Origin of the sequence: Caballeronia sordidicola (assembly GCF_002220365.1) — a bacterium.
GTDB lineage: Bacteria > Pseudomonadota > Gammaproteobacteria > Burkholderiales > Burkholderiaceae > Caballeronia > Caballeronia sordidicola_C.
Map to the genome: position 1 here is coordinate 14,063 of NZ_MTHB01000247.1, position 24,712 is coordinate 38,774.

A 24,712-nucleotide genomic window follows, 5' to 3' on the forward strand; every position below is an offset into this window, starting at 1 on the left:
ACGTTCGTTCAGGATATTCGCGATCTGCAGGACAGTATGGTGATTGAGCAGCTCATCAATCTCCTCGATCACCGCGGCGGGTGTGACCCATTGCTGCCATGATTTTAGCGGCAAGGGCAGCTTGAGGGTCCGGTGAGCGCCGCCCTTGAAACGGATCTGCGCGGTAACGTGCTGGGCCCGGTTCAGGGTGACGTCTTCCAGAAGCAGCCTGATCATGCGTTTGCGTTCCCGGTCGGGCGTGGCGGGATCACGCCACAGCCGGGGGAAGTTGGACGCCAGCGAGACGATGATGGCGCGCTGCTCGTCCGTCAGAATACGCGCGTCCTGTTCACGGCGACGCTGATATTCCTCGTTAGCCTCAGTCAGTACTCGCAGCTTATGGTTCCAGTCAGCCTCAAGTGAGTCGGCAACCAGGCGGTTCTCCGGATCGCAGTGCATGTAGCGGCGCTGCGCCAGATCAGCTTCATACTGGGCGCGCTCCACCTGCTTGTGACGCAGACGGTCGGCTTCTTCGATGCGGGACTGAAGTTCGCGCTGAACCGCCAGACTTACCTCAATGGCAAGCGGGTTGAGCGCCTCGACGAGCAGCTCACCAATGGCCTCGTCGATGGCAGCCCCGTGGATGCGCTGGCAGACCGGTTCGGCCTGCTCAATGCCTTCGCGCTGGCAGATGTACTCGGGACACAGGCGGCCCTGGCGGCTGTGGTAACGAACCGTCATGCGGTTCCCGCATCGACCACAGACCACGACTCCCTGAAGAAGTGCTGGACCCTCACGCGGTGCGCTTCGGCGCCGGTCGGCTCCGATCGCCTGTGCGCTCTCATGCAAACGCTTCTGATTCTGCTCATACTCTTCCCAGGACAGATAACCGGCATGGGCGCCCGGAATCAGCGTATCCCACTGGTCCCGCGGGGCGCGAACCACACGCGTGCGTCCATCGACTGTCTTGCGTGAATGGGTGCGGCCATAGACGAATGCGCCGGCATACCTTGGGTTGTGGAGAATGCGCACTACCTGGCTGTGTCCGAGGCTGCTCCACAGCAATTCGCCCTTGTGCGGACCTTTGCAGCACCGTCGCGGAAACGCCAGCTCGAGATGATGCGCGGCGCGCGCGGTAGCCATCGCCGATCCCGTACCTCGGAAGGTGTCGAACAGCCACCTCAAGCAGTGCTGGACCTGCTGGTCCGGATCGAGAACGACCGCGCCCGCGGCGTTGTACACGAAGCCGACGGGCAGGCGCATCTGCAGTTCACCGCGCCTCGCCTTGCTTAGGATTCCTCCTTGAAGGCGCGCCCGCAGCACGTGCAATTCGGCCTCGCTCATGGTGCCCTTGAGCCCCAATAACAGCCGGTCGTTGAAGTGAGCAGGATCGTATACGCCATCCTCGTCAAGGATCAATGTGTCGGTGATTGCGCAGATCTCGAGCAGCCGATGCCAGTCGGCGGAGTTGCGCGCCAGGCGCGACACCTCCAGGCCGAGCACGATGCCGGCATGACCCACGCCAACTTCGGCGACCAGACGCTGGAATCCCTCGCGGTCTGCCGATGACGCGCCGGACTGGCCTAGGTCGCTATCGATCACAATAATGCGGTCCTCGGACCAACCCAGGGCGACCGCCCGTTGGCGCAGCGCATATTGGCGCTTGGTGCTCTCGGTGTTCTCGAACACCTGACGCAATGTGGATTGCCGGATATACAGATAGGCGTTGCGCTTCAGGTGGCTCGCCTGGACTTTCTGGTGAGGATCGCTCTTCATGCTGTTGCCTCCTGACGCCCGTATAGAAGCATTGAAGCCAGAATCATCGTCGCCTCCTGATGCAGCGTGAGGGGGATGATCTCTGCTTCACCCGGCGGCGGCCGCCGTACAACCGTAGTCGCGCACTGGGCCCATGCCTGCATCCACGCTCTCATGCCGCTGCGCATCAACAGCACAAGGCCCTGGCCACGAGGAATCTCGCACGGCAGTCCAAGTGCCTGTTGCCTCAGATCCTCATAACGCGAGATCAGTCCGTCATTGCACGCACGGTCCGGAGTGGGCACGGACGGTTTCGTTACGGTTTTTTTTGGCGCAGAAACTGTCGTTCGATACTGCGCGGATGAACCTGGACGCCGAAGTTCTGGTGCACCAGGCTGGCCAGTCGCTCCGCTCGCACCGTCGGCTCAGCAACTCGCGCCCGATTCAGAAACTCCATCACCGCCGGCGTCAACTTGTGGCCGCTGCGCGGCCCGGTCTTCTGCGGAATCAAACCGGCCAGTCCACCCTGCTCGAAGGCCGCCTGAGCTTGATAGAACGACGGCCGGGAGAAGCCGAAGGCCCTGGCTGCCTCGCTGATCGGGCGCCTGTCCACATGCACCGCGCGCAGCATCTCGTACTTGACCTGCAGCAGATCGTGGGGATCGAAGAACTCTTCGTCCTGAAACAGCGGATGCGTCACGGCATCGGGGCGCGGATTGAAGCTCGCCTGCTGCCGCAGCGCACGGTGCTTGTCCTCTTTGCGTCGGTCTGTCGCCATGCGCGAACTCCGGGGAAGGCGATCAACTAAATGTAAATATAATTATGTACCATATTTATGAAGATGCAAGTTAAATATCCGGGAATAAAGCCAATAAAAGGCAACGAAGTCGACTTACAAGGTGACCATGCATGCGCTATCCGGCATAATTTAATTTACAGATGCGGCGTATTTGGCTTTACACGTGCTCGTGTTGTTCATGGCTCCAGCGTCGCGATCAAACGCCCCAGTTCAAGCAGCTCCTCCACGCGAAACAAGGCGCGCCCGGCAGCGATAACGTTGAATGGGTCCTCGCCGACGACGCTCGTCCAGCTGGCGGGCAGCGCCCGCAGTCGGCCATTCGCATCGTGAAACCAAACCCTGTCCTCATGCCAGTTCTGGGCGTGAAGGACCAGTTCGAATTCTTGCAAACGAAGGGGATGGTACGGATGAGTTACCTGAAAACGTCGGCTTCCAGCGTCACTCACGGGCGCAGTTGTCTGCGGACTCCAACGTTTTTATCGAACGGCTGTGGCGCAGCGTGAAGTACGAAGAGATATATTTGAAGGCCTATGAGTCCGTCGGCCAGGCACGGCAGTCGATCGCTAACTATCTGACGTGGTACAACCAACAAAGGCCTCATTCAAGTCTTTCGGACAAGACCCCGGATGAAGCTTACTTCGCGATGCTGCCCGCGATGAAAACGGCAGCGTGACCGCCCAGCGTTCCACTTAAAAATCGAAAAAACTGTCCGAACGAACGGGGCCACCTCTGTTTGCCATCACACTCAATTACCTTGCGCAACCTTTTGACGTGCCCATCCTTTGCAAAACTGGTTTTCGAATTGTCGTGCCGCTCACATTGGCTTGACGCTCACATAACTTCGTTCATACGAGCGATCGTGAGCCGGTAACGCCCAGATCGTTCGCGCCATCTTGTTCGCCAGCGCTACCGTGACGACGTTTGGTGGCCGCCGCTTGTTGATCTGCTCCAGCCACGGCCCTGGCTCTTTCGCGTGCGTTCGCACCGCCCGGGCGCCATGTATTAGCAGCGTGCGCAGATACGTGTCACCGCGCTTACTTATCCCGAGAAGCCTCACCTTGCCGCCGGTTCCAACCTGACCAGGGCCAGCCCGAGCCAGGCTGAAAATTCCCGCCCTGACCGGAACGCCCTCGCGTCACCCATCGTCGCCACGGCCGCTGTCGCCGTCAACAAGCCCACACCGGGAATTTCCGCGATCGTCCTGCAAGCCTTGTCTGCTTTCATCCACTCCGACAGCCGGCGCTCGATGTTGGCGATCTGTTCGTCCAATGCCCCGAGCCTGCTCCATTGCTCGCGAAGTGTGTTCACGAGTGCCGCCGGCAGTCGCTCGCTCAAGCGGGCAGCACGTCAGTCATCGCTTTGTTCAGCGCTGACCGGCCGACCGCCATCACTTCGCCATACTCCGTTAGTAATCCGCGCAGGCCATTGCTCTGCATCGTGCGGAACTTGATCAGTTGCTGTCGCATCCGATGCAGCGCCAGTACCGCTTGCTGCGCTTCGCTCTTTACCGCCACCGACTTCACGCTCGACTGCTGCACCGCGGTCCAGATCGCCCGGGCATCGGCCACATCGTTCTTGTTGCCGCTCACGAACGCCTTGACGACCTTGCCCGGCATCAGCCGCACCTGATGCCCCATCTCATTCAGCCGGCGAGCCCAATGCTGCGCCCCACCACAAGCCTCCATCCCGATCAGACACGGCGCGCGGTTCACGAAATGCTCGAGGAACGCCGCCCGCTTGATCTGTTTGCTAACGATCTCACCGGTTTCAGGCTCGACCCAGTGCAGTTGAAAGACTCGTTTTGCAACGTCAACGCCGACTGCGGTAAGCTTCATTTGGGTTCTCCTATCTCAAGTGGTACGTGTCAGAACTTCCACTTTGGCACATCTGATGCCGTCGGTTGCGAGAACCCACCTTTCTTTACCCATCTCGCCGAACCGCTTCAGTTGCAAGCCCTTACGGGGGGAGGCGTCCATTCCATTTCTGGGAGTCCGCAACTCTTTATTCACCCCTGTTGCCACGCCGCGTCTTGCTTCACGCCATTCTGCAAGACCGACTAATGCGCTGCACCGTCGGATCATCGACTTTGTCCACGCGAAATACGACGGCGCAAGCCCGGGTGGTAAATCTTCGCCCCTTCCATTGCGACGCCCTTGTAACCGCGATCCACGATTGCCATTTCGGGACTTACACCACTCAAGATTGCCGCTTGCTCCAAAGCCTCGGCCAGCGTGCGCCGATCGGTAAGCATTGCCCGGCATCGAGCGAGCGCCAATGGCCAGTCCTTCTTTGTAAGTCGTCGTGATCGACACCTTCACGCCAATTTCATACGATGTACGAACCTTTCCTCCGGCCAAACATTCGACTTCCGATGCGTGCAGCGCGTAGAGCTTGTTTTTGTGGCTATTTCAAAAGTGGAGTGGGTAATGCGGCTTACGAGGCATGTGGGTTGAAGGCTGAGAAGTCGAGCTTGCCGGCGATGAGGAACAGCACGGTTCGCATGGATTTGAAGCTGGTGTATCCGCGTGCCTTGCGCTTGGCCGCCTGAAACAGGCCGTTGATGGCTTCAATGAAGCCATTGGTCTGGCGCGTCTGGGCCCACGCGACGATGCCGTCGAAATGACGAAGAATCATGCGTGCGACATCCTTCATGGGCTCGACCTTGGAACGCATGACGCCAGTGCACCACCGGCGCAACATCTTGGAGAGCACATGGATCTGTTTGCGATCGAGAATCTCGCGCAGCTGCTCGCGGTACATCCAGGCACGGGCGGTGCGGTTGGTGGTGTACTGGCTGATCAGCGCCTCAAGATCGGTCAGTTGAGCGAGATTCAACTTGTCAGCATCCTTGAGCAACGACCAGCGCATGCCCTTCAATGCGGGATCGGTTTTCTGCTGCTCGCGGCGCACACCATCGAGGGCTTTGGACGCGTGCGCAATCACGTGAAACTTGTCGAGCGTTACGCGCGCATCGGGCAGATGCTCGTCCACGCCCTTGATGAAGGCGGGCGACATGTCGATGCTGACCGATTTGATCTGCGCAGGCGCGGCGTTGTGTTCCTCGAGGTGATTGGCAAAGCGTTCGACAACGCCGGCATCCTTGCCTGGCGTGACGAAGATCACGCGCCTGCGGTCCATGTCGGCGACCAGCGAGACATAGTCGTGGCCACGTCGGCACGAGGTTTCGTCAATGGCCACCGCGGTGAGCTCGGACAAATCAGTCGCGGCCACCGCGAGGTTCACGTAACGATCACAGATGGCCTTCACGCGATACCACGACAGGTTCACCAGGCGGGCCGCCGCCGCAAAAGTCATCTCTCGGCGCAGCGTCAGCACGAGCGCTTCAAACAGCAGCATAAAGCCAAACAGCAGCGTAAAGCCATCCAGTTTGCCCATCCAGTCGGGTTCCACGAGCCGCACCGAGCCGTCCGGCAGGCGCACACGCGGCACGCGTACCTCCAGATAACAGTCGAACTGGAAAAAGTTGAGGTGCCGCAGCCGTTTGATGACCGTGTCGTGCACCGGGTGTTCGCCCGGCACCCCGGGGTAGGCAAACCGGCTGCCCGCGACAAAGTCCACGGCAATCGTCAGTTCCGTGCCGAAATCGACACCTTGCACATACCACGGTGCCTTGATTCCCAAGGCGGCCTCAAAGAGTTGGGTTTGGTTCGTCATCGTTCGCTTGGTCTTGCAGGGCTGATTGCCGCATTCTGCCGCAACCAGCCCCGCTTCAGCTTGGTTACCCCACGCGCGTCAAGTGTTCGCTTCGCCGGGCTTGCGCCCGCACTTGACCCAGCAGTCCACCCACTCGAGATTCGAAAGAGGCGTTTTTGTGTGCGACACGTGTCACCGTCTACCGGACGCAAATCGGCAAGGGTAGTAGACGGCAAAGCTTTATTCTTGCCTTGTCACATTCAGCATTTAAGGATTGGAAGTTGAAGCCGTGACCTGCTCTACGACCGGCAGTTGCCTACCCGGACGTGCGCGATTGGCAACGATCGCGTTCGAAGCTCCGGGGACAATGTACCCTTCAGAAGACGGTTCACCCTGGCGAGAGCACGTCGTCGCGAGCGCTACCGGGGGAGAGACAGACGCTAAACGGACAGGCGTAACGAAGTCAAGCTGCGTCGGCAAGTATGGGAACGTGGTAAGCCTAATTCCCTGCCCCAGTTCATGGCCTCGAACAAGGCAGGTGACCCGCCAGGGGATCTGTTGGGGAAGCAGGTATGAGAACGCGGAGAAAGCGAACGGAAGGCTGAAACGGGCTGTATAGGGGTTCAAGATTTGCGCTGATCCGAAAGGGTGCAGACTTCCGTGTGGTGCTGTTGTCGCAGGTCCATATTTGAGAATCATCGGGGGCAGCTAGTGAGTGACCGTTGCAAGACGGTTTAGCGCTCCTCGTCTCAGCGATGAGGCGAATCAACAATGTGACCGCCTGCGAAGGCTCGCGCGGTTGGCGAGACCGCGTCAGCACGACGCTTAATGCTGGGCGAGCGGAGTGCGGTGAAAAGTCGCACGCTCCGTTCTTCGGGGGCCCCACGTCCGAGAGGGCGCGGGGCTACTCTCTCCTTGGGGCTCTGTGACAGAATCCGCTTCATCGGGTAATAAGTTCCAGCAGAGCCGTGCGACCCCGCTCAGACGTTCGGTCGATCTGCCGGTCGACATCGCGCAACACCCGGCCCACGCGCGAGCGCAAGTTGCACAACGCTTTCCTATTCGCTTGTACTGCTTGGCGTACGCATAGCGGCCAATCTGCAGTGCCAGGCGCGGCGCCTCCCGATTGTGGATCTGTCTGAGCTTGACTCCGTTGCGCGCGGCAGTTTTGAACAAATGTACACGGCACCGCTCCAGCAGACGCGAAACGGTTGGATGGGCGATTGCCTTGGGCGTAACCGTCGTGTCGAGAATCATGCGTTTCACGCACGATGCCTTGATCATGCTCGCACGTTTGGCCGCTCCAATCGTTGCCGCTAATAGCTCTTCGATACCGCTTCACTGAGGCGCTTTGCGCCAACGCGTCAAGCTCGACGGATCGATCGGTGGCTCCGTTTAAAGAAACTTCTCGCCAGTGAAGACCTGCAAGTAGGGATTCCCGACCAATTGCCACACGACTTCTTCATCAGTCGGATCGAAGCGTGTAGCAGATAAAGCAGGGCGGGCGATCTGGCGCGGTGATGTCGCCGTTCGTCCCGCGCGGGAGACGACCTCTCGCTCATCGCTGTGCCTAGTTGCGCACAATCAATCAGCCCAGCCAAGCGCACTGGCGAATGCAGGGATTGTTAAGGGCGAACTAATTAAATTAGTCACGCGCGCGACTCTACGTATTACGATCACGTAACCGCGTTCGCAAACAGCTTAAGATATGGTTCGAATGATTCTTGCGTACGTAGCGAGATGAAAATAATATGACTTTCTCTAGGGTCGCAAACTCGTGGACCGACACCACCGTAGTCGATCCAACCGGCCACTTTTTGCACCACGACTTGCCGGTTTGGAGCCTCGTCCGTAAATACGATTCCTTTTGCCCGTAAAATCCATGGAGGCAGTAGATCAAAAGCTTTGCGCAATTTCTCTAATGAGAAGATGCGATCCACGTGAAAGTGCCAGGAGACGAATTGCAGACTGTGCGCGCGATCAGCTCCCAAGTGCCAGCTCGAGAAGTCAATACCTTTGACACAACCGTGGGCCAGATCATCCAAGATCACTTCGGGTGGCACCTTGCCCGCCACCGCTTCAAGGCGGGGAACACCCGGCGATATCTCGTCCAGCCACGCATTTAGACCGCTAAGGGCATCGGTAGAAACCAGATCAGATTTATTAACAATTAACACATCCGCGGCCCTAATTTGCCTTAGTATGGTGTCTTCCAAGTAGGGATCTTGAGCATGTGTCTGAATGTGGGCTGCGTCAACTACCACCGCGATCGCGCGAAGCTTCAGGAATTGTCCAATTTGTCCGATTTGGGCGAGCTTACCAGGATCGGCGACGCCGCTCGTCTCAATTAGAACGGCATCGGGCGGACTTGCAGATTTCAATAATTTTAATAGCGTTACATAAATATTCGGGCCGAACTCGCAGCAAACACAGCCATTGGCTAGACTAATAATGCTATCAGCGTTCCCAACTATCAGCTTTTCGTCAATATTAACTGCACCAAAATCGTTTACTATTATCGCAAGCCGACGGCCGTTTGATGCATTCAACAAATGGTTAAGCAACGTTGTTTTGCCGGCTCCAAGAAAACCGCCGATTATCGTTAAACCTGTCTGCACTTTAATGCCTCGATTGCAATGGGTGGTTTTCCTATATCTATCCGCAATGCGCTGGCGAATCACGCCCTTCATTTACGATTCAGATTGCCGCTTTTTCGGAAAATAGACGCCACCTACGACAGTTCCGGAAACGGCGATGTCTTTCAGGAACTCCGGCAAAACCGAATATGGGTCATCGTCCAGTATCGCAAAGTCCGCGTGCTTACCGGGAGATATGCTTCCTATCTGATCGTCCAACTGTAAGGACCGCGCAGCTCCCATGGTAATAGCATAAAGCGCTTCGTCCAGTGATAGCCTCTCTTCACTTCCGAGAAGGCGTCCGCTTGAAGTGGTTCTGTTAATTGACACCCAAGCCGTGAATAATGGCGCTAAGGGCGTCACGGGCGCGTCGGAATGGATCGAAATTGTCACTCCTGCCTTAAGTGCCGAAGCTGCGGCGTTTAAACACCCAGCGCGATGAGAGCCCAAGGTCGTTTCGTAATGAACATCACCATAGTAATATATATGGTTGGTGAATAGATTGGCGGAGATCCCGAGACACGCAAGGCGTCGAAACTGTGAGACATCCATCATCTGACAATGTTGGAAAGTGTGTTTCAGTCGGGTCTGCGGGCTTTCCCTCTGAACCTTTTCAAAGACCTCCAGAGCTAATTCGGACGCTTCGTCGCCATTAACATGGACGTGAATTTGATACCCCGCATCATGGAACGCCCTGACCTTGGAGTAAAGCTCTGCCGGCGGCATGTTCCATAGTCCATTCGGGGCACCATTGAAGTAACCGGGCTTTTTGATGCGGGCAGTAAATGCTGTGATTGCGCCGTCAGTAATGAGTTTAACGCGTCCCAAATGTAATTTCTCATTTCCGTAACCGATGGCCTCAGCGATACGTTTGAGTTGCGGTGCGGGGTCACCGGGCCTACCCAAGAACAAGGGAACGAGCCGAAGCGGAAAGGCATCGCTGGTCGTTACGCGCTGTAATATTCGCAGCGTTTCTCCGCTGAGCAAATTGGCCATGTCGCAGGCTGTGGTCACCCCGGCACGTCTTGCAACACTCGCGTAGTCCCAGATGTCCGTTTCCGTGGGGTCAGCAAACAATAGATCTACGTTCAACGACGCCATGACGAGCTGCATTAGCGCGAATTCCCGAATCTCGCCGGTCGGTGATCCCGCCTCATCGCTAACTAGCCCCTCTGCAGTAACCGTCCGGTCTATCCCGGCCGCGTGAAGTGCCGCCGAGTTAATATTCAACGCGTGGAAGGTATTGTGCAACACTAAGACGGGTCTAGTCGTCGACACTTCGTCTAAGTGATTCGCTGTCATATGGATCCCCCCGAAGTATAAGGGATCAAAACCCCAACCTAATAGAGGTTCCGCTTTCTCAACGCACAAATGCTGTGCGTCTTGCAATCGCTCGATCACCGCGTCGAGCGATTTTAGTCCCGGCCATCGTTCACCATTCGGGCCTTCTCGATCGAAGAAACCGAGATAGCACATCCTCCAGACGCTCCCAGCGGCGATGTGCGCATGACCCTCCACAAAGCCTGGCAAAATCACCTTTTGAGCGAATTGGTCTACAACTTGAGCGCCCGAGATAAAGCGTAAATCTTCGATCTCGCCAACCTGCAAGATTCGTCCGTCGAGCACCGCAACGGCGTTGGCGAACGGCATGTCCGGTTCCATTGTAATCACTCGCCGTGCCCGATATACCTCTATATCCGCCATGCACAAATCCTCCAGTTAACGATCCAAAAGCTAATTATCCGACGTTCTGATCACGCATCACCGTTACGTATTTCCGCTCAACAACTTTGGTCCGAGTTCAGGGTATTCCGGCTGCAAGGCCGCTGTAACGGGCCCACCGGGTGAATCGACGCGCGGGGCCGAACATTACTTTCCGGCCGACATATGAAAACCGACGGCCCGTCATTCAATGCGCTAGCTGGCGGCAACGCAAATTGGCTGCGTTTTCTTTGATATCCGTTTCGTCGGATGGGCTTCGGCGATCTTATCGGACACCGGGCGCGGATTGGGATTTCCAGTTCTGCGTCCCGGGCAGCTTCTTAGGGAATTCGCCTCTTAGTATGACCACCCTACTGCCCGCCGAACCGATTCATCGGCACATGCACAGTGAGACGATTATCAACCGCCGTGACTCCCGGTACCGCCTGCGATACCTTAATGGCAGCGTCGACGTCCGTCTGGGCTGGCACGGCGCCGGTTAAGGAGACGACACCGCTTTTGGCCCGAACACGAATATTCGAGAAACTGTACCCCGAGCGTTTGCCCCGTCTTAGCGCGACGCGGACATCTTTGGCAAGCTGAGTATCATCGACATTCGACGTGCCAATAGGACTAGCAATTGGCGAAGATGAGGTTTGGCCGGGATCCCTCGTCTGGGCATACAATTGGGAGCATATAGAAAATATGACGGCAAACTGTGCAACTTTCGAAAACTGCATAACTTTTTCTCCTGGTCGTGGGTCGATGTAAATCGATCCCTACGGGTGCCAACTGTGATTCAAAAATTATGATAAATGCCAATCGATGCAGTAACTGGAGTTTGTCCGGTCAAAGGAACGGTGGTTCCGGGCTGTGTGGGAAGTGGATTATTATTCAAAAGCACGGTGGAAATGCCGTAGTTTCTGATAAAACCCGCCCTTGCGTACAGCGCAGTTCGCTTCGACAAAATGTAGTCGTAACCGAGCATCACACCAACGGCAGAATCTTTAGCGGGAATTTTCTCACTATCTCGCACGCCGGATGTGTCCCGGTAAACAACGGAAGCACGGAAAACATTTTGTACCAACGGTAAAATTCCTCCTACCGTATAGACGCGGGCAATGCCATCGGCTGCAAAATGCGGGCTATACTGCCCGACGTAAGCGTCTAAAACGAATGAACCGCAATCGTAGACGCCGCCTATGCTATATAAGTCATTCCGGATCGTTTGGGCCGACTGACCCGCGTTTACAACGACGGGGCTGCTCCAGACTCGGTTGTACGTAGCAGCGACATATAATGGACCGCGGGCCCACGAAACCAGCACGCCCTGGTTAGCGGCGAGCGGCGATACTCCCGTCGTGCCATTAAATGCGTAAAGAAATTCGGCGTTAAAACCTGCATAACGCGGGGTGTTCCAGGTTACTGAGTTTGCTACCCGTGGGGCCACCTGGCTCCCTCCGGGGCCCAGATCCGTGTTGTAGCCTATGCCTGACTTCGTTTGTACGCCAGCATACCCGAGCCATGTGACCACAGAGTTGCTGCCGACCTCACCAAATGGATCGAAGAAGAGCGGCGTTCCAACACCGATTTGATTTCCGAAACGGACCTGACCGAAAACCGTCGAATTGAGGCCAACCCACGCCTCTCGATTAAACATCGTTTGACTCGCTTGCAGGTTACCGTTGCTCGCATTGAAGCCGCTCTCCAAGTTGAACTCCGCTTTCAGCCCACCACCAAGGTCCTCTCGCCCGAACATACCGAACTTGGAAGTCCATTCTCCGCCGCTTTCAAGCTGGAAGAGGTGTTTACCACCGACGCTCTGATAATTCATTCCTTCGTCCAACGAACCGTAAAGCGAAATTCCGTTGTTGGGGATACTGCCATTAAATTCCGGCAGCGATGCTACCAAGACACTTGCATACGACGATGACTGGGCCAACGAATGACTCGATAACAAGACGGCTCCTGCCGCACTTAACGTTTTAACGTATTTCATCTGTCTCTTCCATATCGTTATTAATTAATAAAAGTGACATTCACTCGAATTCCAGCCCCCAATTTATGACGCAATCGAGCGAGCTAAAATCTGGTCAATTCCGTCTATCGAGCGTTGATGCTCAGATGGAATAAGACCGTAAGTTGTTCCCACCAACTTCAGGGTGATCCTCATTCGGCCCGCCGATCTTGGATCATGTCGCCGACACAACGCTTGCTGGATTCGTTCGCGACGATGGACTTCGGACGGTTATTACTTGAACTAAATCCAGCGTAAAAGGCGTTTCTTTCTACTTTATATCGGGTTTGACTTCTCTATAAAACGCAAGTGCGGCAATAGAAATCACATTAAAGATGAATACGTAGTATCCAGCAAACATGGGATCCCCGGTCCTCGCGATCAAAGCTGTCACTGCGAGTTGCGCAGTTCCGCCGAAGAGCGTGACGGCGACGGCGACAGCGGTGGCCGAGCCCGTAGCCCGCACGGACGTAGGGAACATTTCCATCAACAGAAGTAGAGTCGCTACCAGTCCCGAACTCAGACATGCAGTCATGAGGAAGACAACCACGATCACAATGCCGAGATTACTAGCGTGGCTCAATATGAAAAAGGCTGGCAAACACAACGCTGCGCTAAAGGCAGTTGCACCCATGACTAGCGGCTTCCGACAAGACATGCGGTCAACGAATCGGCCGCCGATGAATGCAACGACGGTTAGCGTCACGGATGAAACAGTTGCCGCGAGAAAGCCCGAAGCAGCAGGGAAATGCATTACCCGAGTAAGATAGCTCGGCATAAAAAAGACGACAACGTACATGGTTACGGACTGGCTCATCAGCACGAGAATCGCCGTGGCTAGATGTTTGCGGTGGTCGGTCAGCAATGCAACAATCTTGATGCGATGATCGGTCCCATCCGCCGGTTCGCTCTCCGGCAGGTGGCGCCTGATGTAATAGCCTATGGGCGCGATCAATGTTCCAAGTAGAAAAGGAATACGCCATCCCCATTCAGCGAGTGACTCGGGGTTCATGAACTTTGAAAGCGAAAAGCCACATATTGCACCCAGGGTTGCAGCCGCGCCCTGGCTCACCATCTGCCAACTCACCATGTATCCGCGTCTGTTCCGTGCTGCGGACTCCATCAAATACGTTGTCGCCGCACCGACCTCGCCGCCCGCGGCGAACCCCTGCAACAACCGCCCGGCAAGCACAATAAAAGGCGCAGCTACACCAATACGATAATATTGAGGGCATAGCGCAATGGCGGCGGTTCCTACAGCCATCAAAAGAATACTCAACGTCATGCCAGAACGTCGCCCAACGCGATCGGCATACCCGCCGATCACAACCGCGCCGATCGGGCGAGCCAGAAAACCTGCCCCGAAGGTGCCGACCGCGAGCATCAATGACGTAAATGGATCTTTCGCCGGAAAGAATGCGTGTCCGATGAAGCCAGCAAAAAAGCTAAAGACCGTAAAGTCGAAAATCTCCAACCCGTTCCCCAGTGCCGTCGAAAGAATCAGGCGGGTCTTGTTGGCGGGTTCTCCCGTGGCAGAGAGTAGGATCGCAGTTTCTCTTGCGGGGGCAGATATCACTTCGGTGTCTCCGGTAGGCTTAAAGATACGATGATTAGCAATCCTTTGGGTTCTTATCGCTGCGGGACCCGTCAAGAGACGAACCTCCAAAATTCGGACCCGCAAGACGCTGTAACGCGCTCATCCATAGGCGAACATTGGTGCAGCCGAATTTACAGCGCAAATACTTTATTTTTATCATGATCAGCTTTGGTTATCTCCGGATCGGCGCGGGTCGCTCTTGCTAAGCTAGACGCTGGCGAGACCTTGTGAAGCCGTCGTTAGCGCTAGCGATATCCGTACCGACGTTGTTCGCGTCCGTTAATTCTGCTAGCGCCGAAGCACCCAGTTTCTTCTTGTACTGCGTATAACGAGTGGTGAATGCCGTGCCGGATCATTGGACGGACTGCCCTAAAACCAGATGTTTCTTTTTGCATGCGCACATCAGGGCATAGTTCCGAATCGACCGAACTCGTCGACCAAGTACGCGCATAAATGGACAGCGGCGTGCCGCACGAAAGAGAAGAAGCGCGCCCTTTCGATTCGCTGGATGACGTTGCTTGAGCGTGACACGGACGGCGACCCGCGCCTGCTCGTCAAGCTGAACCTGATGCACGACAGCGAACCGTCGATGCAGGCGCATATCGGTATTCCAACCCAGTTGCGCGATTATGTGCTGCGCGCCTTTAGCGAAAGCAAGCTGCTGATTTACGAAAAATATCTGTCGTCAGAGGTGATTCGCTTCATGCGTGCCAACTACGGCAAGCACGCCATGGATTGGCCGCAACTGATGGCCGACGTGCGCGACACGATCGACGCGATCGACGCGGGCATCGGACCAAACACATCGCAAACAGGCGAGCTTGCGCGGCGCTGGCTTGATCTATTCAGAAGCTATGCGAGCGACGATCCGCGCACTCAAGCGAAGTCCCTCCACGCACTGCAAGCGGAGCCCGATTTGATCACCGGTACGTGCGTGGATGCTTCGTTGCTCGCGTTCGTGCGCGAAGCGACCGCGAACGCCGCGCAGCCGCTTTGAGGTGACATGCGGGGCCCGGGCGGCTTCAGTCGACCCGGGCCCCAATAGCTAACACACAGACGACTCTCGAGCGTTCCCGTGCACGCGAGCGAAGGTCTTGTGGAATCTCGAATTGCTAAATGTGCTGCGATTTTGGCTTTCAGGTAAAGACAGCACGCTTATGTCCGGCTCGTCTTCGTACATCTCGTCCATCCGCCAGCTCTTGACCACTTGGGCGATTTTGCCCTAATACTACTGTGTCATAAAACTCTGTGGAGTAGCGCAGCAATATGGGCATCTCTGTAATCGCCTGGAGATGTAGGCAGCAATTCGCCAGCGCAGCGTTGCGATCGAATCAGGTACGTGTCGCTGCATGCGCTGGGGAGCCGCGCGGGATATAGTCCGCGGGTAAGACAGGTGCACTGTGGATTTCGGAGTTTTTTTTACTGCCTTCATTGAGGCGCTGTGCGACGAGAAACCCATAGGTGGCAATGCACAGGGATGCGTGATGATGAAATCCACGCCACCCACGCCCCTCGAAGTGTCCAAGGCCAAACTCCTGCTTGAGATCCTGGTAGTCACGCTCAATGCGCCAGCGCATTTTGGCAACGTGAACGAGATGTTCGACAACCGTCTCTTTTGGCAACGTTGAAAGCCAGTATTTGGTTGGTTCGAGTTCGCCAACGGGCCACTCGATAAGCAGCCATTCTTCATCGCGCGGCGCAGCCCGCCAATAATCACGGTGGGAGGTCCGCACGCGCAACGCTGCAAAACGGGAACTTAGGGCGCTACGCGTGCCTTCGCGCCACGAAACCGTGTGATAGCAGGATAGTTCGAGCGCTAGTGCTAGGTCCTTGACTGCGACGGGATTATGTCCCGGTACCCGGCGTTGCAGGCTTCGTGGTCGGCCAGCCTTGCCGGTTGAGGTTTTGGCAGGCAGTGGGGCAAGGCCCGGTGGCCACACGCGAGTGCTCGACTGGATGCCCACGGCGTATTGCAGTCCGAGTTCACCAACGCCGTCACGAAACGCCGTGTCGTTTCCATAACCTGCGTCAGCCAGCACCACTGCGTTCGGCCCACCGCTTTGCCTTGCCTCACGCAACTGCGTGATGGCGATCTGCGGCTTGGTCGCAAAATCAATTTCCTCCGGCACACTAGCCTGCTGCCGTCTTGCCGGATCGTGCGCCCATTCCTGCGGCAAATAAAGCTGATAAGCGATGGGCAGGCTCGCCTCCCCGTTGGCTATCGACAGGCTCACGGCCACTTGGCAATTATCCTGTTTACCCAACTGCCCGCAGTATTGTCGCGCCACGCCAAACGAGTGTTTTCCCTTCTTTGGAAAGCCCGTGTCGTCGATGATCCAGTACAGCCCGTTTGACGGATCCATGTGCGGTAATACCCAGCGCCGGACCTGTTCGAGTAATGCGGCGTCCGACCATTCGGACTTTGAAACGAAGTGATGCAGGGACTGGTGCCGCGCACTCACGCGATGAGGCTCGAGATAGGCTGCTAGTGGCTCGACACTTTTACGCGCAATCGGCAGCATCAGCCCCTGACAATATCCCACCAGACCAGCGCGACGATCACTGTGTCCAATCGTGTCACATAAGTGTTCCAGGTACTCGTCGAACGATGTTTCCCAGTCCATCGCTTCCTCATAAAAAGGATGAAGACGCTCCTATAATGCCACGATTTTTATGACACAGTAGTACTAACAGGCTGCTGAAATATCGGTCGTTGATGCGTTCGGGTGCATTACGACGGATGCTGGGGCTCGCACTTTTGAAACGCGGAAGACGTTTGCAGGCATTCCACGTTGCTCGCGAGTTCACGATATCGGTGTTACGCCATTGCTTATTGCCCCTCAGCCCGCAAGTGTGCGCATACGCGTCAAGTTGTAGCCGACCTGCGTCAGCACGAAGAGCTGGTCTACGCGTTCAAGTCCCCGATACATGACCTGGCGAATTCGTCCAACTGTCTTGCCCCATCCGAATACCTGCTCAATGCGCTTACGTTTTTGCTGGCTTACCGCGTAACCCGGCCAGCGCGTAGTTCGCTCGTCAATCGCTGAACCTCCGGGACGTCCATCGTTTTGCGCCACATGCGGCGTAACGCAATTCGCGCGACAACTGGCGACGAAGCCAGCAGCGTCGTAGTTCTTGTCCGCGCCGACCGTGATGGCGCGAGGCGCAACGCTCGCGACATCAGCAAGCATCTGCCCGGCCGCGTCGCGCTCGGCGGTGCCCGTCGCCAGAGTCACCTGTGCGTTGACCACCAGGCCGTGCCGGTTGTCGGTCAGTACATGCCCCATATAACAGAGCATCGCTCCAGTTCCCTTGCTCTTGCGAAACAGGCGCGCCTGCTCGTCAGTCGTGGATTGATGCGTCTCGTTACTGCGTTTCTGTCCGCGCCAATTGTCATTCGGCGCGGGCGGTTCGTCAGGAGGCGTGTCATCATCGTAGAACGCCTCAAGACGCTGGAACGTAGCGGTGCCTGCTCCGGTGGTTTGAAACAAAGGAAGTCCACATGCGTACACTTGAACAAATCCAGGAAAAACTCGCAATACTGCAGAGTCAGGCTGAAAAACTCATCGCGCAGAAGTCCCAGATTGCGCTCGACAGCATCCGCGCACTGATGCTGGAACACGGGCTCACCACTGAAGATATCGAGGCAAAGGCCAAAGACAAGCGCGAAGTAGCTGCATCCAAACGTGCAATCGTGAAAACAGCGAGTGCATCTCCGACGAAGGATCTGCGCAAGGGACCGTTCCCCGTTAAGTACTTTGATCCCAAAACAGGGAAGTCATGGACCGGACGCGGTCGTGCACCGGCATGGCTCGCAACGACGAGAAGTAAAAACAAGTTTCTGGTTGATGGCGCGGCCACCCCGATCGAAACAGCAGGTAGCGCAGACGTCGCCACCACACCTGAAAGCTCGGCCAAGAAACCGTCCAGCGCCGCCGTGAAAAATTCAGCGGTGAAGAAGGCGGCGGCAAAGAGTACGTTGCCCGCTAAGTATCTGGATCCGAAGACCGGAAAGACGTGGAGCGGCCGGGGCCCCGCGCCAGCATGGCTCGCCAATGCGCGAAACAAAAACCGTTTCCTGGTCGAAGGTGCAGAGCCGTCGAATTTTGGTGTGCCTGCGAAGAAGACACTCAAAGTTGCTAAGACTGCCAAAGCACCGAAATCTTCGGACGTGACCGTCGCGACGAAGAAAGCGGCGAAGAAAACAGCTGCAGCCAAGAAAGATCAATCTACTGGCTCACAGCCGCCAAAATATCTGGACCCCGTCACTGGCAAGACGTGGAGCGGACACGGCCCGGCACCCGCTTGGCTTGCGGCCGTGGAGGACCGCAGCGTCTATCTCGTGAATCAGGACGCTGCATAAGCCAGCGCGCACTGATGCACAGTCTTGGAATGCGCTCTCGCTAACGAGCGCATACACGCGAGCTAACGCCGCTGCGTCAGGAGACGCGTATTTAGCTCCCAACCTTTCCTGGCATTTAAGGAGATCGCAATGCCAACCCTCGAACAGTCCAGGAAAGATGAAGAAATTGCAGGTACAAGCGGATGAGTTGATTACAAAATGGCTCAAGCGGCGGTCGACCAAATTCGAAAATTTTTGCCGTCGTCGAAACCCCTGTCGGCTCAACGACCTGAAAGTGATTGCCCGGTTTGACTGAGCACTGCTCGCCAGGGTCGGCCGAACCAAGGACACAACGTCGTATTGCAAAGCCTTCATGCAAAGCCGTGTCTAGCCCTCGCCGAAACGGCCAAATAGCAATTGTATTGTCTGACGGTTTCTCGCTACTCGACGTAGGTCTGGTAGCCGAGGTATGTCAGCAAGTCAATTTGGCGAAACAAGCCGAGCGTCCGGTGGGGATCGGCTCATCAGTAGTTTTGCTTTCCGCCCGAGGCGGTTATGTAAAGGACTCTTCATCGGTCGGCATACGGACAGATGCGCTCGATGAGCATTCAGGCCGCCGCTTCGATGGTGTTTTCATCATGCTCGGAAACGAGAGCGACATCGCATTGACTGATTCGTCGATGATAGGACCGCTTCGCAAGTTGCTGTCGAACGCGAACACCGTGGAATGGAATGACCGGTCATCCCGATTGGTTGAGGCGACGGGATATCGGCGCCACTCTTCGTTCGGCATTAGCGATTCCGGCGCACAATATCAACGTCATTCCATCGGGGCGCGAGAGAGCACGCGGTTCGCACGTCGCGATGCAAGCAGCCCGCTCGCTGCTGCACTGTCACTCATTCCGGAAAATCTGGGAATCGAAATTGCGCAGCGGATTACCCGCCACGTGACGTCGTCGAACCTGGATTTCCCCAGTGTGGAAACGGATGCATCTGACGAGATCGATGCGACGCACCGAGTGCAGAAAGCCGGACAATGGCTTCGTGAGAACTGCAAGCGTTCTATCTCGATTGCGCAAGCCGCGGAAGTGGCGGGGATGAGCGAGCGCAACTTTCTCCGCCGTTTCAAGGTTGAGACAGGGGTGACGCCGTCTGAGTACTTGTTGAATGCGCGTTTCGAGATCACTTGCCACCTTCTTAAAAAGACGACGCTGCCGGTCGATAAAATCGCGCGTCGCTGCGGCCTGGGAAGTGGGGAACGGCTCTCGCGTGTCTTCCGGCGCCGCATGTCGCTAACACCGAGCGAGTACCGCGCAGCGCACCGCGGACAGGTTGACGCCGAATAGAAATCCAAAAGTCTTCGAACCATCGGGACGAGTAAGCGGTTGACTGCGCGGTTGACTGCGGCAACGCAACGCTGTGACGTCGGGCGTTCCTTGCGCACGCGTTCAGAAAAATAAGCGAAGCACACCGGAGACAAATTGCCCCAGCACGCGAACTGACCTGAACTGCGTCGTGCTCGCGATATCCGATGTCCAATCTGAAACTGACCTGGAGCAAAGAGATGGATAGTTTGCTGATATTGACGCTGTTCAAGAAGATGGCCGAAAACCCCAACTACGGCCAACGTCCGTCGGAAACGGTTGTTTCATTGGCGAGCGTTCTTGCTCGCACACACGGCATTGTCGGAGATAGCGACTGGGAAGCCATTGCATCTGCTGGAGCGTTACTGTGGCGAGTGCAGAAAGAGGAAATCGAAGCGTCTACGTTCCTCTCCGAACTCATGAGAACGATGAGACGCGCGCATTGACGCAGTTCGGTCGTGGCGTGCCGGCGGACGTATTCATGCTCGCTGACCCGACCGACGAGGCATTTCGTGCGGAGATGCCTACGACTAGTCAAACATGCAAAGTCGACATGAACGCCGATAAATAGGCGTTGAAATCCTTAGCCACTTCCGGATGTCGCAGGGCGAATTCTACCGTCGCCTTCAGATAGCCCAGCTTGCTGCCGCAATCGAAACGCGTGCCGTGATACTTGTACGCGAGCACTTGTTCATCAGCGAGCAATGACTGGATCGCGTCCGTCAGTTGCAGTTCGCCGCCGGCGCCCGGCTTCAATGCACGGATGTGATCGAAGATACGCGGCTTGAGCACATATCGCCCGACCACGCCCAGATTCGACGGTGCAACTTCAGGTTCCGGCTTTTCCACAATGCCCGACAGCTTGAAGATATCGCGTTCCCATTCTTTGCCATCGATCACGCCGTACGACATGGAATCCTGAGCCGGGATTTCCTCCACACCGATCACCGAGCTGTGATAGTGATCGAACACTTCGATCATCTGCGTCATCACCGGCGGCGTGCCGTACAACAAGTCATCCGCTAGAATCACGGCAAACGGGTTGTCGCCAACCATCTTTTCCGCGCATAACACGGCGTGACCCAGACCAAGCGCCTCGGCCTGACGCACATAAAAACAATCGACGTGGCTCGGCTTGATGCTGCGCACGAGGTCGAGCAGCTTTTGCTTGCCACGCGCTTCCAGTTCGGCTTCGATCTCATACGACTTGTCGAAGTGATCCTCGATCGCACGCTTGCTGCGGCCCGTCACGAAGATCATCTCCGTGATGCCGGCCGCCATGGCCTCTTCGACCGCGTACTGGATCAGCGGTTTGTCGACGACGGGCAGCATTTCCTTCGGGCTGGCCTTGGTCGCGGGGAGGAATCGGGTACCGAGACCCGCAACCGGGAAAACCGCTTTCGTAACTTTTAGCATGGCCTTGAATGGGGTTTTGGCCCTCGCGTATAGGCGCTTGAGGGCATGTGGTCGAATTGGACTTCGATCAACACCTTAACCTCGTGGGCCATCGCCTTACTGCCTAAATGCTGCGGCAATCGGACATTGGACTTTTCGGAGGTGCGTGTCGTCCTTCGCACCATACCCTTGCGAGCTCAGCCATTACCGAAATCCTTGCGCGCACAATTTCGGTAGTCGCTTGCGGAGATTCCCAAGCGGCGCTTGAATATTTTTGCAAGCCGGGTGCCGCTGCGCATTCCACAGCGCCGCGCGACTTTGTCGATAGGCAAGGTAGTCGTTATCAACAACCTGCATGCAATGTCGAGGCGGGTGCGCAACAAATACTCAGACGGTGGCATGCCAGTCTCAGCCTTGAAATGCCGAAGAAATGTACGCTCGCCCATTGATACGCTTTGGGCAATCTCGTCTACTGTGATGGGTCGGGCGCAATGCTCCTCTATCCAGCGCGTCGCCTCCTTAATGGTCGATGCGACGTTGGCGTTCGGAAGGTCGCCGAGGAGCGGCTCCAGCCAGCGGCCGGAAAAGGGCATCAGACGCTCTGCGATGCCTTCGGCTATTTCATAGTTGAAATCAGACTTAATGAGCGATAGAGCGGTCAGAACCGGCGAACCAGCGTTGACGTCGATCACCAGATCGTTGCCCAGCGCCGGACTGTGCAGCTTGCTGGCCGGCCGAATGGGGATGATCATTCCACGGGCATTGGGCAGGTTCGCACCTTTGAGCAGGAGCGTGCCGTTCCCCACCGCTTGCACGACCCTGACCGTCTGGAATACGCGCCTGAGCCATTCTTTTGTCCGGCCATCAGTAGCGGCGGTCGATGCACCTTCTCCGCCTGCAATGAACAGTGTGTCGTATCCGGACGGCGAGGCGCCCTCCAGCGGACTGGTCTCCATGCTAATGGAGTTTGAACATTGAATGCGACCGCCCTTACTGGACAGTAAGGATACCGAATAATGAGGCGCCTGACCTGACGGTGTTAGCGCGGCCAGGTTAGCGAGGTCAAAGGTCTCGACAATCAAACCGATCTCGACGAAAGAGCAGTTCTCATAGACCAGGATCGCGATCCGCTTTTTGGTTGCGTGTCCGTGCCGTCGGGTTCCTTGCTCGATCGAGACCACCTGTCTCGAGTTCGCCCAGGATCTTGCACCCTCTAAGTTCATCTTTTTCTCGTTAGTGTGTGTCCTCAAATCATTCTAGCCAACAATGAAATGTTGCTTTGTCAGCTGTCTCAAAAGGGATATGTATTGTCCGAAATGGTTAAGAGGACATATTCTATAATCGAGAAAAATTTCTATAGAATTGGTACTAAATGTGTTATGAATTTGTGATAAAAAATCGCCCGGTGAAATTAGCCTAATAAGGCTTGACGCGGCGTCCAGCGGGCTAATCGATCTTCCTACTTAAATGGCTGGCATTGCACTCGTCAATAGTCTTCCTAATACCAGGAACTCATTCAGCGTCGGTAAAGATTATCTTCGACTCGATCAATGGAATTCGTTCCATTTCGAACATTCCTATCAAGATAGTTGCGCCGCTGAACAGGGCCATGCCGCTATTGCGCGGCTTGGCGCCCGAGATATTTGCGGGCGTCGACTTTATCGACACGGATCCGAGCGGCGGGACGCTGGCTGACATTGCTGTCACGTCGGCTCATCTCCTCTCGATGATGCAGCGAGTCAGAGCGGATATCTCCACCGACGCTCCGGGAAGTGCCTATGTGTTCGTGGGCGTCGAGACTTATGCAGATGCATTCATCGAATGTGCGTTTACGCTGAGGCGGAGATTCGGTGCAGCCTCCGTCTTTGCGCTGGACACGCGCAGCGAGAACCCGGCTGCGTGTCCGGTCGATAACGAATGGAGCGCCCGGCCTTCGCTGGCTTTCCGTGCGACATTGCTTACCTTCGATCAGCGCTTCGAAGTCAGAACTGCTGGTCAGACACCGATGAAAGTCTTAGCCGATCCACGGCTCGGTAACGTCTCGATGGCGGCAAGACGACGGGCGCGGAGGCAGATGAACGTGTCGGACGACGACTTCGCGTTGCTTGTCGTGAGCAACGAGTCATCGATGACCGGCACCGCTCAGGTTGCCCGGCAAACCGCGCTCATTCTTGCGCTGATGCAAACCGCCAACGTGCGCTTGTTGATCGCGGGCAGGCGAGACAAAGCCGTACCGTCATGGCTCGCAGATTTGTCGGCGACGTTTCCCGGGCGAACCCGGTTTGCCGGGATGTGCCCGGATGACACTGGCGGACTCTACGCGGCGGACCTGTTGCTCATTCCAAGTGGTGAGCGAGGCATCTCGAATTTGCTGTGCTTCGGCGAGAACGCTAGAGGACCGGAGGCGGTGGAGGGGCAGCGAGAACATGGAATCGCTGTGCTCGAAGAGGATGCGAACACGGACGCTGTGGATGACTTCGTCCAGGCGGTGAGTCTTCTGCCTGCGCAAGCAGGCCGCGGGGTCGAGCTGCTTCGAGATTCGTTCGTCCTGAACTTGCGGGCAAGGATGAACTTGAGGTTCGGGCGAAGTTTGTACTACGCGATGACCCCGGTTCGATAGACGCGGCGAGCCAGCCATCGGCTGGCGCCATCCGCTTTGCGGTCCGGAGGCTCACCGCGCTATTTTTCACCAAATGGTGTTCCGCAGCGTTGCCTTCAGATGCAGCTACATGGGCCGATGGCAGCCACCGCTAAGGTCGTGCATGCCGGCTGGTTATCTAAAAAGGAAACCATGGATTCGCAGGTCGGTGTATTCGGCGTTGAGTGGTATATGCGGGAAGATTACGACAGGAGCCGTGCGATGTTCATCGACGGTGATGCGCTACCGCGTTCGTATGAGGAGTGGAAGCAGCAGGTTGAACTTTTGCGCGAACGCTTGGTTAGCCAGGGAATCCTGGTGGTTCAGGCGTATATCAACCCGGATGTTTTCCCCGATTGGTATGTCGCCAACGGCTGTCAGCCCGACGCACGCGGGCGCGACATGTTCGCCGCGAGTGTGGCGCGTCGCGTCATGGTGGAACAAGGCCATCTTCGCGACTAGGTGGATAGCTCCCCTGACTATTCCGTATCTGTCCCGCGGCTCGGCGGAGTGATTGGGCCATACCAACGCGCGTTGGGCGCGTAGTCCACGAGCTTGAGCATCTCCTCCCAGTCGCGGCCGTGTTCCTCGACCACCAGATCAGAACCAAACGCGTCTGTCACCCACACGATCTCTGGTTCGATTACACGCGCGTATGCGATCCAGTACAGGCCCGGCGATGTTGGCCGCTTCGTAGGCCATTTCATCATGCTTCGTCAGGTTTGGTGACCGGATCATTTTGCCGCACAATGATGCGGTCGTTGATGGGGTGTCAGTGACCGCTCGTTTCTGGCCGATGGTTATTCTTCGGTACCGCAGATTTTCGCACGGGCTG

Annotated in this window: 18 protein-coding genes and 7 pseudogenes; 7 read left to right on the forward strand and 18 right to left on the reverse strand. The window is 56.4% G+C overall.

The window, feature by feature from the left end; all coding sequences use genetic code 11:
* Positions 1 to 600: 600 nt before the first annotated feature.
* The 4 genes and pseudogenes from BSU04_RS48995 to BSU04_RS35040 form a co-directional block, all read right to left on the reverse strand.
* Positions 601 to 1,755 (reverse strand): annotated as a pseudogene (locus BSU04_RS48995) (recombinase family protein); the annotation flags it as partial.
* Complete coding sequence (locus tag BSU04_RS35030; RefSeq protein WP_075359671.1) at positions 1,752 to 2,039, reverse strand: hypothetical protein; 288 nt, start codon at positions 2,037 to 2,039, stop codon at positions 1,752 to 1,754. The pseudogene BSU04_RS48995 and the gene BSU04_RS35030, both read right to left, overlap by 4 nt.
* 11 nt (positions 2,040 to 2,050) lie before the next feature.
* A complete protein-coding gene (locus BSU04_RS35035) occupies positions 2,051 to 2,512 on the reverse strand; it encodes a helix-turn-helix domain-containing protein (RefSeq protein WP_062174231.1) in 462 nt (153 codons plus the stop codon).
* Positions 2,513 to 2,709: 197 nt separating this feature from the next.
* Positions 2,710 to 2,979 carry a DUF5372 family protein gene (locus BSU04_RS35040; RefSeq protein WP_086386713.1) on the reverse strand — a complete coding sequence of 90 codons (270 nt, stop codon included), beginning with the start codon at positions 2,977 to 2,979 and terminating at the stop codon, positions 2,710 to 2,712.
* 23 nt (positions 2,980 to 3,002) lie between these two features.
* Between BSU04_RS35040 and BSU04_RS35045 the strand changes: the two are divergent.
* Positions 3,003 to 3,206, forward strand: a pseudogene (locus tag BSU04_RS35045) (integrase core domain-containing protein); the annotation flags it as partial.
* A gap of 141 nt (positions 3,207 to 3,347) precedes the next feature.
* On the opposite strand, the pseudogene BSU04_RS35050 reads toward BSU04_RS35045, so the two are convergent.
* The 9 genes and pseudogenes from BSU04_RS35050 to BSU04_RS35085 all read right to left on the reverse strand — a co-directional run bounded on the left by BSU04_RS35050 (position 3,348) and on the right by BSU04_RS35085 (position 14,192).
* A pseudogene (locus BSU04_RS35050) lies at positions 3,348 to 4,368 on the reverse strand (IS110 family transposase).
* Between the two features lie 222 nt (positions 4,369 to 4,590).
* Positions 4,591 to 4,932, reverse strand: a pseudogene (locus tag BSU04_RS35055) (IS5/IS1182 family transposase); the annotation flags it as partial.
* Positions 4,933 to 4,966: 34 nt separating this feature from the next.
* A complete protein-coding gene (locus BSU04_RS35060) occupies positions 4,967 to 6,208 on the reverse strand; it encodes an ISL3 family transposase (RefSeq protein ID WP_089164847.1) in 1,242 nt (413 codons plus the stop codon).
* 887 nt (positions 6,209 to 7,095) lie between these two features.
* Positions 7,096 to 7,803: pseudogene (locus BSU04_RS48205) on the reverse strand (transposase); the annotation flags it as partial.
* Between the two features lie 60 nt (positions 7,804 to 7,863).
* Complete coding sequence (locus BSU04_RS35065) at positions 7,864 to 8,877, reverse strand: CobW family GTP-binding protein (RefSeq protein WP_089164848.1); 1,014 nt, start codon at positions 8,875 to 8,877, stop codon at positions 7,864 to 7,866.
* Positions 8,878 to 10,473 carry an amidohydrolase gene (locus BSU04_RS35070; RefSeq protein WP_256983693.1) on the reverse strand — a complete coding sequence of 532 codons (1,596 nt, stop codon included), beginning with the start codon at positions 10,471 to 10,473 and terminating at the stop codon, positions 8,878 to 8,880. It lies immediately after the preceding gene.
* Positions 10,474 to 10,895: 422 nt separating this feature from the next.
* A complete protein-coding gene (locus tag BSU04_RS49000; RefSeq protein ID WP_089164850.1) occupies positions 10,896 to 11,264 on the reverse strand; it encodes a BON domain-containing protein in 369 nt (122 codons plus the stop codon).
* 59 nt (positions 11,265 to 11,323) lie between these two features.
* Positions 11,324 to 12,523 (reverse strand): porin, encoded by a 1,200-nt coding sequence (locus BSU04_RS35080; RefSeq protein ID WP_089164851.1) that lies wholly within the window; start codon positions 12,521 to 12,523, stop codon positions 11,324 to 11,326.
* Between the two features lie 289 nt (positions 12,524 to 12,812).
* Complete coding sequence (locus tag BSU04_RS35085) at positions 12,813 to 14,192, reverse strand: MFS transporter (RefSeq protein ID WP_256983694.1); 1,380 nt, start codon at positions 14,190 to 14,192, stop codon at positions 12,813 to 12,815.
* A gap of 363 nt (positions 14,193 to 14,555) precedes the next feature.
* Here BSU04_RS35085 and BSU04_RS35090 point away from each other — a divergent pair.
* A pseudogene (locus BSU04_RS35090) lies at positions 14,556 to 15,135 on the forward strand (MerR family transcriptional regulator); the annotation flags it as partial.
* 334 nt (positions 15,136 to 15,469) lie between these two features.
* Here BSU04_RS35090 and BSU04_RS35095 read toward each other — a convergent pair.
* Entirely contained in the window at positions 15,470 to 16,762 is a 1,293-nt protein-coding gene (locus BSU04_RS35095; RefSeq protein ID WP_089164853.1) for an IS701 family transposase, read from the reverse strand.
* A gap of 216 nt (positions 16,763 to 16,978) precedes the next feature.
* A pseudogene (locus tag BSU04_RS35100) lies at positions 16,979 to 17,572 on the reverse strand (transposase); the annotation flags it as partial.
* Positions 17,573 to 17,640: 68 nt separating this feature from the next.
* Here BSU04_RS35100 and BSU04_RS35105 point away from each other — a divergent pair.
* The 3 genes from BSU04_RS35105 (at position 17,641) to BSU04_RS35115 (ending at position 20,290) form a co-directional block, all read left to right on the forward strand.
* Positions 17,641 to 18,501 (forward strand): H-NS family nucleoid-associated regulatory protein, encoded by an 861-nt coding sequence (locus BSU04_RS35105; protein WP_089164854.1) that lies wholly within the window; start codon positions 17,641 to 17,643, stop codon positions 18,499 to 18,501.
* Between the two features lie 401 nt (positions 18,502 to 18,902).
* Entirely contained in the window at positions 18,903 to 19,826 is a 924-nt protein-coding gene (locus tag BSU04_RS35110; protein ID WP_089164855.1) for a helix-turn-helix domain-containing protein, read from the forward strand.
* A gap of 185 nt (positions 19,827 to 20,011) precedes the next feature.
* Positions 20,012 to 20,290: a hypothetical protein gene (locus BSU04_RS35115; RefSeq protein WP_089164856.1), complete on the forward strand. Its 279-nt coding sequence runs from the start codon at positions 20,012 to 20,014 to the stop codon at positions 20,288 to 20,290.
* Positions 20,291 to 20,378: 88 nt separating this feature from the next.
* On the opposite strand, the gene galU is transcribed toward BSU04_RS35115, so the two are convergent.
* Positions 20,379 to 21,260 carry a UTP--glucose-1-phosphate uridylyltransferase GalU gene (gene galU, locus BSU04_RS35120; protein WP_089164857.1) on the reverse strand — a complete coding sequence of 294 codons (882 nt, stop codon included), beginning with the start codon at positions 21,258 to 21,260 and terminating at the stop codon, positions 20,379 to 20,381.
* 176 nt (positions 21,261 to 21,436) lie between these two features.
* Entirely contained in the window at positions 21,437 to 22,462 is a 1,026-nt protein-coding gene (locus BSU04_RS35125; RefSeq protein ID WP_089164858.1) for a GlxA family transcriptional regulator, read from the reverse strand.
* 386 nt (positions 22,463 to 22,848) lie between these two features.
* Here BSU04_RS35125 and BSU04_RS35130 point away from each other — a divergent pair, with 386 nt between their 5' ends.
* Both BSU04_RS35130 and BSU04_RS35135 read left to right on the forward strand, forming a co-directional pair.
* A complete protein-coding gene (locus BSU04_RS35130) occupies positions 22,849 to 23,859 on the forward strand; it encodes a hypothetical protein (RefSeq protein ID WP_089164859.1) in 1,011 nt (336 codons plus the stop codon).
* A gap of 117 nt (positions 23,860 to 23,976) precedes the next feature.
* The gene (locus BSU04_RS35135) at positions 23,977 to 24,339 is read left to right on the forward strand and encodes a hypothetical protein (RefSeq protein ID WP_144021443.1); all 363 of its coding nucleotides are present in this window, start codon (positions 23,977 to 23,979) and stop codon (positions 24,337 to 24,339) included.
* Positions 24,340 to 24,356: 17 nt separating this feature from the next.
* Here the strand turns inward: BSU04_RS35135 and BSU04_RS35140 are convergent, their stop codons facing one another.
* Entirely contained in the window at positions 24,357 to 24,584 is a 228-nt protein-coding gene (locus BSU04_RS35140; protein WP_218827389.1) for a hypothetical protein, read from the reverse strand.
* Between the last annotated feature and the right edge of the window lie 128 nt (positions 24,585 to 24,712).

What these genes read in the sequence shown, in the direction of transcription:
- BSU04_RS35035 (WP_062174231.1), bottom strand. Translation starts at nt 2,512, where the DNA reads ATGGCGACAGACCGACGCAAAGAGGACAAGCACCGTGCGCTGCGGCAG.
- BSU04_RS35060 (WP_089164847.1), bottom strand. Translation starts at nt 6,208, where the DNA reads ATGACGAACCAAACCCAACTCTTTGAGGCCGCCTTGGGAATCAAGGCA.
- BSU04_RS35065 (WP_089164848.1), bottom strand. Translation starts at nt 8,877, where the DNA reads ATGAAGGGCGTGATTCGCCAGCGCATTGCGGATAGATATAGGAAAACC.
- BSU04_RS35070 (WP_256983693.1), bottom strand. Translation starts at nt 10,473, where the DNA reads ATGCCGTTCGCCAACGCCGTTGCGGTGCTCGACGGACGAATCTTGCAG.
- BSU04_RS49000 (WP_089164850.1), bottom strand. Translation starts at nt 11,264, where the DNA reads ATGCAGTTTTCGAAAGTTGCACAGTTTGCCGTCATATTTTCTATATGC.
- BSU04_RS35080 (WP_089164851.1), bottom strand. Translation starts at nt 12,523, where the DNA reads ATGAAATACGTTAAAACGTTAAGTGCGGCAGGAGCCGTCTTGTTATCG.
- BSU04_RS35095 (WP_089164853.1), bottom strand. Translation starts at nt 16,762, where the DNA reads ATGGACTGGGAAACATCGTTCGACGAGTACCTGGAACACTTATGTGAC.
- BSU04_RS35105 (WP_089164854.1), top strand. Translation starts at nt 17,641, where the DNA reads ATGCGTACACTTGAACAAATCCAGGAAAAACTCGCAATACTGCAGAGT.
- BSU04_RS35115 (WP_089164856.1), top strand. Translation starts at nt 20,012, where the DNA reads ATGTCCAATCTGAAACTGACCTGGAGCAAAGAGATGGATAGTTTGCTG.
- galU (WP_089164857.1), bottom strand. Translation starts at nt 21,260, where the DNA reads ATGCTAAAAGTTACGAAAGCGGTTTTCCCGGTTGCGGGTCTCGGTACC.
- BSU04_RS35125 (WP_089164858.1), bottom strand. Translation starts at nt 22,462, where the DNA reads ATGAACTTAGAGGGTGCAAGATCCTGGGCGAACTCGAGACAGGTGGTC.
- BSU04_RS35130 (WP_089164859.1), top strand. Translation starts at nt 22,849, where the DNA reads ATGCCGCTATTGCGCGGCTTGGCGCCCGAGATATTTGCGGGCGTCGAC.
- BSU04_RS35135 (WP_144021443.1), top strand. Translation starts at nt 23,977, where the DNA reads ATGGCAGCCACCGCTAAGGTCGTGCATGCCGGCTGGTTATCTAAAAAG.
- BSU04_RS35140 (WP_218827389.1), bottom strand. Translation starts at nt 24,584, where the DNA reads ATGAAATGGCCTACGAAGCGGCCAACATCGCCGGGCCTGTACTGGATC.